Source organism: Delftia sp. JD2 (genome assembly GCF_001682645.1).
Classification (GTDB): domain Bacteria; phylum Pseudomonadota; class Gammaproteobacteria; order Burkholderiales; family Burkholderiaceae_C; genus Comamonas; species Comamonas acidovorans.
This window is the reverse complement of sequence record NZ_LFJT01000042.1, coordinates 1-14,367: the sequence shown is the minus strand read 5'-3', so window position 1 is coordinate 14,367 and position 14,367 is coordinate 1. Positions and strand designations below refer to the sequence as shown.

The 14,367-nt window shown below is 69.8% G+C and carries 12 protein-coding genes; 2 read left to right on the top strand and 10 right to left on the bottom strand.

Annotated features, from left to right (window positions below; translation table 11 throughout):
* Positions 1–43: 43 nt before the first annotated feature.
* Genes ACM14_RS20575 through ACM14_RS20565 form a run of 3 tightly spaced genes read right to left on the bottom strand, consistent with a single transcriptional unit; the run spans position 44 to position 1,865 of the window.
* Positions 44–1,024: a CBASS cGAMP-activated phospholipase gene (locus ACM14_RS20575; RefSeq protein ID WP_065347163.1), complete on the bottom strand. Its 981-nt coding sequence runs from the start codon at positions 1,022–1,024 to the stop codon at positions 44–46.
* A complete protein-coding gene (locus tag ACM14_RS20570) occupies positions 1,024–1,473 on the bottom strand; it encodes a hypothetical protein (protein WP_012202682.1) in 450 nt (149 codons plus the stop codon). Before ACM14_RS20570 ends, ACM14_RS20575 begins: the two co-directional genes overlap by 1 nt.
* A complete protein-coding gene (locus ACM14_RS20565; RefSeq protein ID WP_013804688.1) occupies positions 1,470–1,865 on the bottom strand; it encodes a hypothetical protein in 396 nt (131 codons plus the stop codon). The genes ACM14_RS20570 and ACM14_RS20565 overlap by 4 nt, the downstream gene beginning before the upstream one ends.
* 357 nt (positions 1,866–2,222) lie before the next feature.
* Here ACM14_RS20565 and trpE point away from each other — a divergent pair, with 357 nt between their 5' ends.
* Together trpE and ACM14_RS20555 are read left to right on the top strand one after the other, a co-directional pair.
* Positions 2,223–3,722: an anthranilate synthase component I gene (trpE, locus tag ACM14_RS20560; protein ID WP_013804687.1), complete on the top strand. Its 1,500-nt coding sequence runs from the start codon at positions 2,223–2,225 to the stop codon at positions 3,720–3,722.
* Positions 3,719–4,069 carry a chorismate mutase gene (locus tag ACM14_RS20555; protein WP_016449526.1) on the top strand — a complete coding sequence of 117 codons (351 nt, stop codon included), beginning with the start codon at positions 3,719–3,721 and terminating at the stop codon, positions 4,067–4,069. The genes trpE and ACM14_RS20555 overlap by 4 nt, the downstream gene beginning before the upstream one ends.
* Here ACM14_RS20555 and ACM14_RS20550 read toward each other — a convergent pair.
* The 7 genes from ACM14_RS20550 to ACM14_RS20520 all read right to left on the bottom strand — a co-directional run.
* Positions 4,066–5,301 carry an acetate/propionate family kinase gene (locus tag ACM14_RS20550; RefSeq protein ID WP_065347162.1) on the bottom strand — a complete coding sequence of 412 codons (1,236 nt, stop codon included), beginning with the start codon at positions 5,299–5,301 and terminating at the stop codon, positions 4,066–4,068. The genes ACM14_RS20555 and ACM14_RS20550 overlap by 4 nt on opposite strands.
* On the bottom strand, positions 5,298–6,758 hold the full coding sequence (locus ACM14_RS20545; RefSeq protein ID WP_065347161.1) for a bifunctional enoyl-CoA hydratase/phosphate acetyltransferase: 1,461 nt from the start codon (positions 6,756–6,758) through the stop codon (positions 5,298–5,300). The genes ACM14_RS20550 and ACM14_RS20545 overlap by 4 nt, the downstream gene beginning before the upstream one ends.
* Positions 6,755–9,238, bottom strand: coding sequence for a DUF3141 domain-containing protein (locus ACM14_RS20540; RefSeq protein ID WP_065347160.1), 2,484 nt, complete (start codon positions 9,236–9,238; stop codon positions 6,755–6,757). The genes ACM14_RS20545 and ACM14_RS20540 overlap by 4 nt, the downstream gene beginning before the upstream one ends.
* A gap of 137 nt (positions 9,239–9,375) precedes the next feature.
* Positions 9,376–9,885 (bottom strand): hypothetical protein, encoded by a 510-nt coding sequence (locus ACM14_RS20535; RefSeq protein WP_065347159.1) that lies wholly within the window; start codon positions 9,883–9,885, stop codon positions 9,376–9,378.
* Between the two features lie 53 nt (positions 9,886–9,938).
* Entirely contained in the window at positions 9,939–11,069 is a 1,131-nt protein-coding gene (locus ACM14_RS20530; protein WP_012202690.1) for an ABC transporter permease, read from the bottom strand.
* A 1-nt stretch (position 11,070) separates the two neighbouring features.
* Positions 11,071–13,827 (bottom strand): ribosome-associated ATPase/putative transporter RbbA, encoded by a 2,757-nt coding sequence (gene rbbA / locus ACM14_RS20525; protein ID WP_043820141.1) that lies wholly within the window; start codon positions 13,825–13,827, stop codon positions 11,071–11,073.
* A partial coding sequence (locus tag ACM14_RS20520; RefSeq protein ID WP_139093477.1) for an HlyD family secretion protein occupies positions 13,824–14,367 on the bottom strand: 544 nt, incomplete at its 5' end. The genes ACM14_RS20520 and rbbA, both read right to left, overlap by 4 nt.

Below are 14,367 nucleotides of genomic sequence, written 5' to 3'. Positions count from 1 at the left end.
TTTGCAAGCCCTGTCGGGCCTTCGCTTCGCTTGGCCTGGGGCTTCAGCCCAGGACGTTCTTCAGCAGCGTCTTTTCCTGCTCCGTGAGGGCGGCTATGCATTCGTCGCCGAGGGCCTGCAGCAGCCGGGTGCTGTCGGCGTTGGCGATGTCCAGGCCCAGGCGCTTTTGCTGGGCTGGGGGCTGCGTGAAGTTCAGGCGCAGGTAGCTGCTGGTGCCCATTTCCTGGCGGGCCGCCTTGACGGCCTGGACCTCCTGGGCGGCCATGACCAGGTCCAGCAGGGGCTTGACCAGGGTCAGCCCGCGCCGGGGCATGGCCACGGGGTCCTGGCCCTGCTGGGGGTTGGCGGTGCCTATGCTGATCATCACGATGTCGGCGGCCGGCCCCCACAGCTGGCGTGCGGCCTGCAGGGCCAGCAGGTCGGGCGCGTTGGCGGCGAGTCCGCCGTCCACGAAGACATGGCCTGCTGCGGCGTGCGCGGGAAAGTAGGTGGGGGCGGCCGATGAGGCCAGCATGGCGTCCATCAGCGTCAGGCCCAGCCGGTCCCTGTCGGGCAGGGCGCCGCTGGCCAGCACGTGCAGCTGCGATGAATTCCAGTTCACGGCGGGCAGCAGCAGCGGCACCTGCAGTTGCCCCAGGGCGGACTGCTCCGCTTGCGGCATGGCCTCCTTGATCGCTGCGCGCAGCGGGGCGCTGTCATAGAGCGCCTTGCCCATGGCCTGGCGCAGGCCGGGCAGCCATTTGGAGGGAAAGATGGCGGGGCCGTGGTCCAGCAGCAGTTGCTTGATGCGCGCGGGCTGGCAGCCGCTGGCCAGGGCGGTGGCGATGATTGCGCCGATGGAGGTGCCGGCGAACAGGTCCACTTTCTCCAGCAGGTCGCCGTTGCCGAATTCGCGGTGGATGCGCTCCAGCACATGGGCGCTGAACAGGCCGCGATAGCCGCCGCCCGACAGGCTCAGGACGACCCGGCGCCGGCGCAGGTCCTGGCGCACCGCGCTGGACAGGGGCGGTACGTCGAAGTCCATCACAGCGCGTGCACGGCAACGCCCCGGGCGGCGGCCTGCGTCAGGTAGAGGTTGGCGGGTTCGGTGTAGCAGACCTTGAGCAAGTCGGCCGTGGCGATGAGCAGCCGCAGGTCCTGCGCCAGGGGCGCCGTGCCCCGCGGGCCCTGGCTGTCCAGCGGCGCGAAGTTGCGCCATTCGATGAAGCGCTCCAGCACCTTGTTGTCCACGCTGGTCAGCATGGAGGCGCCTTCGGCGCGCAGGTTGGCATACAGCGCGTCGAGCAGGGAGAACCATTCGTTGCGGTCACGCAGGTCGTGGAATGCCTCGGCCACGGCCGCCTTGGCGATGGCCATGGACAGGTCGCTGACGATGCAGTCCAGCGGCCGGATGGTGGAGAACCACTCCAGGGTCGCGGGCTCCTGGTTCGCCATCCACAGCAGGCATCGGGGGCCCAGCAGGTAGCGGCTCATGGCGCGCGCCGGGCGGGTACGTCGATATCGCCGCGCGCCCCGGACATCTGCGCAGCGGACAGATCCACGGCCTGGCGCGGCAGCGGCAGCGATCTGCAGATGTCGGCCACCGTGCGGGGGGCGCGCTCGTTGGCGGACAGGGCCACCATGTGCTCCTCGCTGACGATCACGTAGCGCTTGCGGCCCTGGGAGATGAGGGCCACCCCGTCGTGATCGGCCTGTTTGAGCACCGCGCCGTACTGCGCCTTGAAGACCGAGATCGGCATGGGCGTGGTGTTGCGCGGCATGGCCGATCCGACCTGATGGCTCAGGTCCCGCAGGGCGCGGTTCAGCGGGTCGCGTTCGCCCTCGGGCAAGGCAGCGTCGGTGCGGGCGGAGAAATGGGACGGCATGATCGACCTTTCTGGTCAGGTTGTGCTGCCATTGTTGGTCAGGCTGACCAGGGTGTCAATTGTGGCCATGGCAGGCCCCTGCGGCGCCCCCGCAAGGCGCCGGTCCGCACTTGTACCCAGCCGCGTCTGCGCTACACTTGCCCGCTATGTTCATTCATCGCATGTTCATTGCAGGTTGTGGAGACCGGGGAGCCTGGCCCTGGCGCAAGCCTGTCCAACTGAACAGCTGAAGCACCCGGGGCGCGACCCGGCGTGCACCCGAGGCCCTACGGGCCAATCGAATGAATCGGCGCAATCCATACGCAGCCCGCACCCACATCAGGTCTGCCAGCGCCACGCAATCCGGAGCCTTCCCCCGTGATCACCGAACTCGAATTCAAGAGCCTTGCTGCGCAGGGCTACAACCGCATCCCTCTGATGGTCGAGGCGTTTGCGGACCTCGAAACCCCCCTGTCTCTCTACCTCAAGCTGGCCCATGCGGGCGGTGACGGCAAGCACAGCTTTTTGCTGGAGTCCGTGGTGGGCGGCGAGCGCTTCGGGCGCTACAGCTTCATCGGCCTGCCTGCACGCACGCTGCTGCGCGCCAGCGGCTTTGGCGATGCGGCATGCACCGAGGTGGTGACCGATGGCCAGGTGGTGGAGACGGCCAAGGGCAATCCGCTGGACTTCATCGCTGCCTACCAAAAGCGCTTCAAGGTGGCGCTGCGCCCGGGGCTGCCGCGTTTTTGCGGCGGGCTGGCCGGCTACTTCGGCTACGACGCCGTGCGCTATATCGAGAAGAAGCTGGAAGATTCCTGCCCGCCCGATACGCTCAACTGCCCAGACATCCTGCTGCTGCAGTGCGAGGAAGTGGCGGTGATCGACAACCTGTCGGGCAAGCTGTACCTGATCGTCTATGCCAACCCCGGCGAGAGCGAGGCCTATACGCGCGCCAAGAAGCGGCTGCGGCAGTTGAAGGATCTGCTGCGCTACTCGGTCAGCGCGCCGCAGATCAAGGCCGGCGAGAGCCACCCGGCGCAGCGCAGCTTTGCCAAGGAAGACTACCTGGCGGCCGTGGAGAAGGCCAAGGAGCTGATCGCCGCGGGCGACTTCATGCAGGTGCAGGTGGGCCAGCGCATCCACAAGCGCTTCACGGCCAGCCCCTTGAGCCTGTACCGCGCGCTGCGATCGCTCAATCCCAGCCCCTACATGTACTACTACCACCTGGGCGATTTCCATGTGGTGGGCGCCAGCCCCGAGATCCTGGTGCGCCAGGAGAACACGGACGAGGGCCAGAAGGTCACCATCCGCCCGCTGGCCGGCACGCGCCCGCGCGGCGCCACGCCCGAGGCCGACAAGGCCACCGAAAAGGAGCTGGTGGCCGACCCCAAGGAACGCGCCGAGCACGTGATGCTGATCGACCTGGCGCGCAACGACATCGGCCGCATCGCCAAGACGGGCAGCGTGAAGGTGACCGAGGCCTTTGCCGTGGAACGCTACAGCCACGTGATGCACATCGTCAGCAACGTGGAGGGCATTCTGCGCGACGGCATGGACAACATGGACGTGTTCAAGGCCACCTTCCCGGCCGGCACGCTGACGGGCGCGCCCAAGGTGCATGCCATGGAGGTCATCGACCAGCTGGAGCCCACCAAGCGCGGCATCTACGGCGGCGCCTGCGGCTACCTGAGCTTTGCGGGCGACATGGACCTGGCCATTGCCATCCGCACGGGCGTGATCAAGGACGGCACGCTCTACGTGCAGGCCGCCGCCGGCGTGGTGGCCGATTCCGTGCCCGAGATGGAATGGAAAGAGACCGAGCACAAGGCGCGCGCACTGATGCGCGCGGCCGAGCTGGTGGAGGAAGGACTGGAATGAGCACGGACCGCGCCAAGCAGGCCATCGACCTGGTGCAGCACTGCACCGACATGCTGGATGTGCGCCGCAATGTGGATGCGCTTGACGATGTGCTGGTGCCGCTGCTGGTCACGCGCATGGGCTACATGCAGCAGGCCGCGCGCATCAAGGCCGATGCGGCCCAGGTGCGCGACGAGGGCCGCATCGAGGCCATCGTGCGCCGCGTGCGCGAGCGCACGGCCGCCGAGGGCGGCCAGCCCGACATGATGGAGGCGGTGTACCGCCACCTCATGGAGGAATGCATTGCCTACGAGCACCGCGAGTTCGCGCGGCTGCGCGAAGGCGGTGCGCAGGACGATCGTTCCTAGCCCGGCAGCCAGCGCAGCGCATGGCGCGCTGCCACCCATTCCTCGTTCGTGGGCTCCACGCCAACGGTGACGGCGCTGCCGGTGGCCGAGATCACGGCCGCATCGCGCGCATTGGCCTCGGCGTCCAGCCGCAGGCCCAGAAAACCCAGGCCCTCGCACACGCGCCGCCGTATCTCGGCGCTGTGCTCGCCCACGCCTGCGGTGAACACCAGCAGGTCCAGGCCGCCCAGCACGGCGACCAGGGCGCCGATCTCGCGCACGATGCGCCGCACGTACAGGGCCAGCGCGTCGCGCGCGCGCTCGGCCTGGGCATCGGCGCCTGACTCCAGCGGCAGCAGCACGCGCGGCTCGGACGAGGTGCCCGAGACGCCCAGCAGGCCCGACTCGTGGTACAGGATGCGGCCCACTTCCTGCAGGCTGAGCTTTTCGATTTCCATCAGGTAGATCACGGCGCCGGGGTCCAGCGCGCCGGTGCGCGTGCCCATCATCAGGCCGTCCAGCGCCGAGAAGCCCATGGTCGTCGCCACGCTTTGCAGGCCCTGCATGGCGCACAGGCTGGCGCCGCTGCCCAGGTGGGCCACCAGGGTGCGCCCGCGCGCCAGGTCGCCATGGCGCTCGGGCAGGGCGGTGGCCATGTATTCGTAGGACAGGCCGTGGAAGCCGTAGCGGCGCAGCCCGCGCTCCCAGGCCGCGTGGGGCAGGGGCAGCAGTTGCTCGACCTTGGGCAGCGTGTGGTGGAAGGCGGTGTCGAAGCAGGCCACCTGCACCAGTTCGGGCCGCTCGCGCAGCAGGATGTCCATGGCCTCCAGCGCAAAGGGCTGGTGCAGCGGCGCCAGCGGGATGAAGGCCTTGAGATCGGCCAGCACGCCGGCATCGACGCGCACGGGCTCGAAGTAGCGGCTGCCGCCGTGCACCACGCGGTGGGCGACGGCGGCCACGCGGGCGCCGTCCAGCTGCGCCAGGCGCGCGGTGATGCGCTCGCGGATCAGCTGCAGCGCGGCGCGGTAGGGGTGGGCGGCATCCAGGGCAATGGCAAAGGGCGGCACGCCGCTCTCGCCGAAGTCGGGCGCGGGCCCGCCTATGCCCTGGACCTTGCCGTTCCACAGCGGCTTGCGCGGCAGCGGGCGCTGGGCACCGTCGAAGACGGCGAACTTGATGCTGGATGAGCCGCAGTTGAGCACCACGACCAGTTCGCGGGCGGCAGGGGAGGATGCGGTGTGGGCAGGGATCATGGCGGGGAGTTCCGGTAGCGGTGGGCCAGCAGCAGGGCGATGGCGCAGGAGGCGATGCGCGAGGCGCGGCTGTCGGCGCGGCTGGTCAGGATCACGGGCACCTTGGCGCCCATGACGATGCCGGCGCTGGCCGCCTCGCCCATGTACATGAGCTGCTTGGCCAGCATGTTGCCGCTTTCCAGGTCGGGCACGACCAGGATGTCGGCCTGGCCCGCCACGGGCGAATCGATGCCCTTGGTGCGCGCGGCGGCCATGGACACGGCGTTGTCGAAGGCCAGCGGCCCGTCGAGCACGCCGCCTTCGATCTGGCCCCGGTCGGCCATCTTGCACAGCGCGGCGGCGTCCAGCGTGGCCGGCATGTGCGGGCTCACGGTCTCCACGGCGGCCAGAATGGCGACCTTGGGCTCGGGCACGCCGATGGCATGGGCCAGGGCGATGGCGTTGCGCACGATGTCGGCCTTTTGCTGCAGGTCGGGCGCGAGGTTGATGGCCGCATCGGTGACGATGAACGGGCGCGGGTAGTGCGGCGTCTGCAGCACGAAGCAGTGGCTGACGCGGCGCTTGGTGCGCAGGCCGGCGGCGGCGGCCACCACCTCGGCCATGAGCTCGTCCGTGTGCAGGCTGCCTTTCATGATGGCCTCGACCTCGCCGCAGGCGGCCAGCTCGGCGCCGCGCGTGGCGGCGGCGTGGCTGTGCGGGACGTCCTCGATGCGCAGGCCGCCCAGGTCCAGCCCGTGCTCGGCCGCCACGGCCTCCAGCCGCGCGCGCGGGGCCACCAGCACGGGGTCGATCAGGCCTTCGCGGCGCGCGTCCAGCGCGGCCGAGAGGCTGGGCTCGTCGCAGGGATGGACCACGGCCACGCGGATGGGTGGCAGGCCGGCCACGTGGGCCAGCAGGCGCTGCAGGCCGTCGCGTCCACCGGCTTCCAGGCGGATCTCGGGCAGGCTGGTGCGCTGGCGCTCGATGTGGCGCGCAGGCGCATGCACGGTGGCCTGGCCCTCGATCACGGCGGCGCCATGCTGGTTGGTGCAGGCCACGGCCAGCGTGACCTGGCGCTGCTCGGCCTGCTTGGCCAGCACCTCCACGCGCACGGTCAGCCTGTCACCTGCGGCCAGCGGCGCCAGAAAGCGCAGCGTCTGGCCGACCAGGGTGGTGCCGGGGCCGGGCAGGCGCGTGCCCAGCACCGAGGCCAGCAGCATGCCGCCCCACATGCCGTGGGCGATCAGGGCCGTGTCGTCATCGTCGGCGCCGGCAACCGTGCCGGCACCGGCACCGGCACCAGCGCCGTCGGCCACGGCCGCGCCCGACAGGGCGGCGAACAGGCGCAGGTCCTGGGTGCTCAGCGTGCGTTCCAGGCTGGCGCTGTCGCCCACGTCCAGCTCGTCAAAGCTGTGGTTGCGCACCAGGGCCAGGTCTTCGGGCGGCAGGGCCGCATCGGAATCGGGGGAGAGGTTCATCGCTTTTTCCGGGGGCTGGGGTGTGCGCGGCTGGCCTGGGCGCGTGCGGGGCGCTTGGCGGCAGGCGCGGAGTCGGGAACAGGTGCGGGCTCGGGTGCCGGTTCAGGAGCTGCAGCAGGAGCGGCCACAGGAGCCGCAACAGGAGCGGTCAGAGGCGCTGCTGAAGGAGCTGTCACGGGTGCCGTCAAAGGTGCCGTCACAGGTGCGGGTTCAGGCTCGGCCACCGAGGCTGGCGCGATGGCCGGGTGCCGCTCGGCCTGCTCTTTCGCCTGCCTGGACTCGGCCGCCTCCAGCGCCTGCACGAAATGCCCCATGGCCTGCAGCAGGCGCTGGTGCTCGGCATCGCTGAGGTTGCCGCCCTGGTTGGCCAGCTCGTCCACCGTGGTCATGCCCCAGCGGATGTCGGCGGCGGGCGAGGCGGCCAGCAACCGGGGGATGGCGGCCATGGCGGCGTCGGGCTCGCGCTGCATCAGCAGGGCCTGGCGGCGCACGATGCGGCGGAACTGCGCCATGTCGGGCGGCACGCCGCCCAGGTGGTCCTGCAGCAGCCGCCAGGCGTGGCGGAAGTGGCGCTCATCGGCCTCGCCGCGTGCGCGCAGCACGTGGAACAGGGCGCGGATGACGGCCTCGTACAGCCCGCCCTGGGCCACGCTTTCGTGCAGCCGCGCCAGCTCCTGGCGCATGTACTGGCAGTGCTCGGGCGATTCGCCGGGGTGGGGGCGCGGCGGGCCGTCGTCCTGGCGGCTCTGGCCGGCCAGGGCCTGGACCAGGGGCGAGCCATAGATGGCGTGGAACAGCCGCGCCTGCATGGCATCGCGCTGGTCGCGGTAGGTGTCGAGCAGATGCACCACGGCCTGCGACATGGCCTGCTGCGCCTTCAGGAAGGGGTTGTCGGGCTCGACGGGGTGGCGGTCCTCGCGCGCATGCTCGGCGGCCTGGGCCACGACGGGTGCCAGCGGGTGCGAGTCCGACCAGCATTCATAGCCCACGCGCAGCGGGTGCATGGCCTGCAGCCAGCGCGCAGACAGCGGCGTGGACAGCGCCTGCACCCAGGGCTGCACGGTGTTGCGGTACAGGGCCAGGTTGATTTCGGAGACGCGCGCGGCAGCGGCAAAGTGGCGCTCGCTTTCGGGGTCGGGCCGGACGATGGAGCGCACCTCGGCCAGGTCGCTGCGGCGGATCTTCATCAGGTAGGCGTCGTCGGTCAGATCCTGTGCCGGCACACCGGCCGGGCGGTCGGCGATCTCGGCGCGGTAGATGCCGGCGGGCAGCAGGTCGATGATGTCGATGTGCGCCGCGAACTCGCGGTGCTCCTTGCGGCCCACGGCGCCCGAGACAAAGATGCCCAGGTGGCCGATGCTGTCATGCGTGGCGAAGACGATGGTCTGGTCGTGGGCGGCGATGTCCTCGTCGTCGCGGTACAGGTCGGTGATCCAGCCCAGGGCCTGGCCCGGCGGCGTGATGTTGTCGCCATGCGAGCAGAACACCACGATGGGCGAGCGGATGTTGCGCAGGTCGATGCGCACGCCGTCCGAGGTCGTCAGCTCGGCCGTGGCCAGCCGGTTGCCGATGAACAGGTTGTCCACGATGTACTGCATCTCGCGGCCTTCCAGGAAGACATAGCCGCCCCAGTACTTCTCGAAGCCCAGGTAGCGCGGCCCCTCGGTGTCCACGTCGGCATAGACCTGGTACTGCTTTTCCCACAGCGTGTTGGCGGGGTTGAGGTTCTCGAAGTTCTGCACCAGCCAGGCGCCGTCGAAGCGGCCCGCACCCAGGTCGCTGGTCAGTGCCGTCACCCAGCTGCCGCCCATGAGGCCGCCGCCGTAGCGCATGGGGTTGTCGCCGGCCCAGTACGACAGCGGCGCGCCGGCCACGATGATGGGCCCGAACAGCTCGGGCCAGACGGCGGCCGTCATGAGGATCTGCCAGCCGGCCTGGCAGTTGCCGATGACGGCGGGCTTGCCCCGGCTCTCGGGATGCAGCTCGGCGACCTTGCGCACGAATTGGGCCTCGGCGCGCATCACGTCCTCGACGGTCTGGCCGGGCACGGGGTCGGGCAGGAAGCCCACGAAGTAGCAGGGATGGCCGGCCTTGAGCGCGGCGCCGATCTCGCTGTCGGGCTTGAAGCCGCCGATGCCGGGGCCGTGGCCCGCGCGCGGATCGACAACGATGAAGGGGCGCTTGGCCGGGTCGATGACCGTGCCCTCCATGGGCGCGATGCGTGCCAGGCCGTAGTTGACGGGGCGCGGCAGGTCCAGGCCCGACATCACGATCTCGGCCCGGAAGCTCAGCACATTGGGCACTTCCTCGGCCAGATGCTCGCGGTACTGGTTGCCACGCTGGCGCCGGATGTCGGCATACAGCAGCGAGCGCTGCCAGGCATCGGTGGCGTATTGCGCGGCTGCCTGCGACAGCTTCATCGGATCGCCCCACATCCCTCCCACGTCCACGGTGCCGTGGCTCTGCAGGTTCTCGTTCATCTGGCCCACTCCTTTACCGGCATGTCATGCCCTGCTCTTAGATTGCGTGTGATTGCTTGTGGCTGGGTGCGGATGACCGCCCCGCGCCCATGCGGCCCCGAAACTGCGGGACCGCGTGGCGGCTTCCTTGGGAGCCGTCAGCCCTGGGCTGTGGTGTCGCGGGCCGTTTCGGCGGCGGCTGCCGCAATGGGCTGCTGCGCCGCATGGGCGGGCTGGGCCACGGACTGCACGGCCGAGGTCCAGCGGGCGAGCAGGTCGCTCCACGGCACGGCGGTGTCGGCTGCGCCCTGGGTGCTGTTGCCCAGCGTGGCTGCCACCTGTTGCTGCCAGTCGTGCACGGCCTGCTGCACGCCCTGGGCCAGGGTCATCTGGCTGGCCATGGCGGTCTGGACCAGGGCCTGGGCATGGCCCATGCGCAGATGGGCGTGGCGCCAGAAGGCCTGGGCGGGCAGGGTGGCCAGCTCCTGCCAGCTGCTGGTCTGCTGCACGCCCTCGATCTCGCTGCCGGTCTCGGCGATGCGCTCGGGGCCGTTGCGTGCGGCATGCTCCAGCCACTGTTGGCCGCTTTCCTGCAGCAGCCGGCTCAGGTGCAACTGCAGTTCAAGCTGTGCCTTGAGCAGATGGAGGGGAATGGTCTGTGCGCTCATATGAAACTCCTTGCTGGTTGAGATGGAAAGATGCCTTGGCGGCGGGAACGAAATCAGGCCATCTGGCTGATGGTCTTGCGAAAACGGGTGAGCGTGAGGGCGAACAGCACGGAGCCGATCGCGGCCAGCGCGAGGAAGGGCTTCCAGACCACGTCCAGCCCCGCTCCGCGGTAGAGGATGGCCTGCGACAGCTCGACAAAGTGGGTGGTCGGCGCGGCCAGCATGATGTTCTGCACCAGCTCGGGCATGCTTTCGCGCGGCGTCATGGCGCCCGACAGCAGCTGCAGCGGCAGCAGCACGAGCACCAGCAGCATGCCGAACTGTGGCATGTTGCGCGCCAGCGTGGCAAGGAAGATCCCCAGCGACGTTGTGGCGAACAGGCACAGCGCGGCCCCCGCCAGGAACAGCGGCAGCGAGCCTTCGATGGGAACGCCCAGGGCGCCGCGCACCACGAGGTTGAGCGAGGCAAAGGCGGTGACCAGCACGACCAGTCCCATGGACCATATCTTGGCCAGCATGATCTCGGTCGGTGTCACCGGCATGACCAGCAGGTGCTCCACCGTGCCGTGCTCGCGCTCGCGGATCAGGGCCGCGCCCGTGAGGATGATGGACAGCATGGTCACGTTGTTGATGATCTGCATCAGCCCGCCGAACCAGACCTTGTCCAGCGCCGGATTGAAGCGCGCGCGCACCACCAGGTCCACGGGCAGGGCAGTGGCGCCCCGAAAGCGCCGCACGAACTCGCTGACCTCGGCCGTGACGATCTGCTGCACATAGCTGTTGCCCGTGAAGGCCTGGCTCATGCGCGTGGCGTCCACGTTCAGCTGCAGCTCGGGCGCGCGGCCCGCCAGCACGTCGCGCTGGAAGTTGGGCGGGATGTTGAGCACGAAGGTGTAGGTGCCCGAGTCCATGCCCGGGTCCATCTGCGTGCGGTCGATCATGGCCGGCGGCGCGAACTGCGGCGGATAGAAGGCGCCCGCGATGCGCTGCGACAGCGGCGAGCCGTCCTCGTCCACGATGGCGATGGGCGCGTTGTGCAGGCTCTCGGGCATGGCCGTGGCCGCCGTGTAGATGGATACCGTGAACACATAGGCGATGAGCACCAGCAGCACGGGGTCGCGCCACAGGCTCCACAGCTCCTTGACGCCCAGCCGGTAGATGTTGGAGAAAAGGCGGGTGCGCATGTCAGCTCTCCTGCTTTCTGGTCAGTGCAATGGCCAGGCCCAGGATCACCGGCACGGACAGCAGCAGCGGCCCGAACGAGCCGGCCAGCTCCCGAAATCCCAGCGCCTTGCTGAACACGCCGCGGCTGATGGCGATCATGTGGCTGGCCGGATAGACCTCGCCGATGATGCGGCCCGCCCCCTCCAGCGAGGACACGGGATCGACCAGGCCCGCGAACTGCGTGGTGGGGATCAGCGTGCCGATCAGCACCAGGAACATCGAGGCGATCTGGCTGCGCGTCAGCGTGGAGGCCAGCAGGCCGAAGCCCGTGGAGGCGCCGCTGAAGATCAGCGCCGCCAGGGCCAGCGTGGCAAAGCTGCCCGTCACGGGAACGCCGAACAGGGTGACGGCCATCAGGCACATCAGCAGGAAGTTCAGCATGGCCAGCACCACATAGGGCAGTTGCTTGCCCAGCAGGAATTCGGTGCGAGTGACCGGCGTGACGTAGAGATTGGTGATGGAGCCGCTTTCCTTCTCGCGCACCACGGCCAGCGCCGTCAGCATGGCGGGCAAAAGCAGCAGCAGCAGGGGCATGACGGCCGGCACCATGGCCGGCAGGCTGCGCACGTCGGGGTTGTAGCGAAAGCGCGTCTGGATGTCGATCAGGCCGGCCGGCGTCACACCCAGGCGCTCGCGCGCCTGCTCGGTCAGCCAGTGCTGGTGGATGCCCTGCAGGTAGCCGCGCACGGTCTCGGCGCGCGTGGGCATGGCGCCGTCGAACCAGGCGCCCACCTGCACGGAGCCGCCGCGCAGCACGTCGCGCGCAAAGCCCGGGGGGATCTCGATGGCCAGGGTCAGCTCGCCGCTGCGCATGCGGCGGTCCAGTGCGTCGTAGTCGGTCAGCGGCGGCTGCTCGATGAAGTAGCGCGAGCCCGACAGGCTCATCGCATAGCTGCGGCTGATGGTGGTCTGGTCGCGGTCCAGCACGGCAAAGCGCAGGTCCTCCACGTCCAGGCTGATGCCGTAGCCCATCACGAACATCAGGATCAGCGAGCCCACCAGGGCCAGCGTGGCGCGCACCGGGTCGCGCTGCAGCTCCAGCGCTTCGCGCCAGACATAGCTGAGCATGCGCTGGGCGCTGAAATGGCGGCGGCGCGCAGTGTGCGTTTCCACGGCAGCGGGGGTGGCCGGTGCGGCCTGCTGTTCCTCGGCCGGGGCCTCGCCGCCACCGGCCTCGACCAGGTAGCCGATGAAGGCTTCCTCCAGCGTGGCCGCGCCGCGCTTGGCCACCAGGCGCGCGGGCGTGTCGCTGTCCAGCACCTTGCCCGCATGCATCATGGACATGCGGTCGCAGCGCTCGGCCTCGTTCATGAAGTGGGTGGAGATGAAGATGGTCACGCGGTCGCGCCGCGACAGCTCCACCAGCAGGCGCCAGAAGCCGTCGCGCGCCACGGGGTCCACGCCCGAGGTGGGCTCGTCCAGGATGAGCAGCTCGGGCTTGTGCACCATGGCCACGGCCAGCGACAGGCGCTGGCGCATGCCCAGCGGCAGGGCGGCCGGCAGGCTGTGCTGCGCGGCCTGCAGGTCGAAGCGCTGCAGCATCTCGGCCACGCGCGCGGGAATGTCCGCCTCGGGCACGCCGAACAGACGCGCATGCAGCACCAGGTTCTGGTGCACGGTCAGCTCGCCGTACAGCGAGAACGCCTGGGTCATGTAGCCCACGCGGCGGCGCGTGTCGATGTCGCGCGGGTCCACGGGCTGGCCGAACAGCCAGGCCTGGCCCTCGCTGGCCGGCAGCAGGCCGGTCAGCATCTTCATGGTGGTGCTCTTGCCGCAGCCGTTGGAGCCCAGGAAGCCGAAGATCTCGCCGCGGCGGATGCGGAAGGACACATGGTCCACGGCGACGAAGTCGCCAAAGCGCATGGTCAGGTCCCTGGCCTCGATGGCGATGTCGTCCTCGCCGCCCTCGGGCAGGGGCGCAATGGTGACGGGCGCATGGCCGCGCTTTTTCTCTTCGGGCAGCAGGGCGATGAAGGCCTCTTCCAGCGAGCGGCTGTCCGTGCGCTGCAGCAGCTCGGCCGGCGTGCCCGTGGCCAGCACGCGGCCCTCGTCCATGGCCACCAGCCAGTCGAAGCGCTGGGCCTCGTCCATGTAGGCCGTGGCCACCAGCACGCTCATGCCGGGGCGCTGGCGGCGGATGCGCGCGATCAGGTCCCAGAACTGGGCGCGCGCCAGCGGGTCCACGCCCGTGGTGGGCTCGTCAAGAATGAGCAGGTCGGGGTCGTGGATCAGCGCGCAGCACAGGCCCAGCTTCTGCTTCATGCCGCCCGACAGCTTGCCGGCCGGCCGCTCCAGGAATTTGCGCAGGCCCGTGGCCTGGGTGAGGTCGTCGATGCGCCGGCGCCGCTCGGCCGCGTCATGGCCGAACAGGCGCGCGAAGAACTGCAGGTTCTCCTCCACCGACAGCGTGGGATAGAGGTTGCGCCCCAGGCCCTGCGGCATGTAGGCCACGCGCGGGCAGACGGCCTCGCGGTGCCGGCGCTGGGCCATGTCGCCGCCCAGCACCTCGACACTGCCTTCCTGGATCTTGCGCGCCCCGGAGATCAGCGCCATGAGGCTGGACTTGCCCACGCCGTCCGGCCCGATCAGGCCGACCATGCGGCCTTCGGGAATGTCCAGGTCGATGCCCGCCAGCGCCTCGACCTGGCCATAGCGCTGGTGCACGCCCTTCAGGCGCACGACCCAGCCGCTGGCGTGGGGCGTCGTGCTCTCGCTCATTGCGCGGGCTGGGCTGGCAGCTTGATGGCCAGGTTGGCGGGCCACTCATGGCTGGCATCGGTGCGCAGCCAGGCCATGCCGGGCACGCCGGTCTTGACCTGTTCCAGATGACGGCGCAGCAGCTCCGGCGGGATCTGGGCGCGCACGCGGAACATCAGCTTCTGGCGCTCGCTGGCGGTCTCCACGGTCTTGGGCGTGAACTGGGCCTGGCTGGCGACGAAGGAGACGCGGGCCGGGATCACGTACTCGGGCGCGGCGTCCAGCACCAGACGCACCTCGCTGCCCAGTGCGATGCGCCCGGCTGCAGTTTCCGGCACGAAGAAGGTCATGTAGACATCGGACAGGTCCAGCAGGTTGAGCACGCGCCCGCCTGCGCCCAGCACTTCGCCGGGCTGGGCCACGCGCAGCTGCACGCGGCCGTCGCGCGGGGCCTTGAGCACGCCGTCGTCGATGTCGGCCTGCACGCGCGCCACCGTGGCCGTGGCCGCCTGCACCTGGGAGCGCACGCCCACCACCTGGGCCTCGGCCGCCTTCACGGCG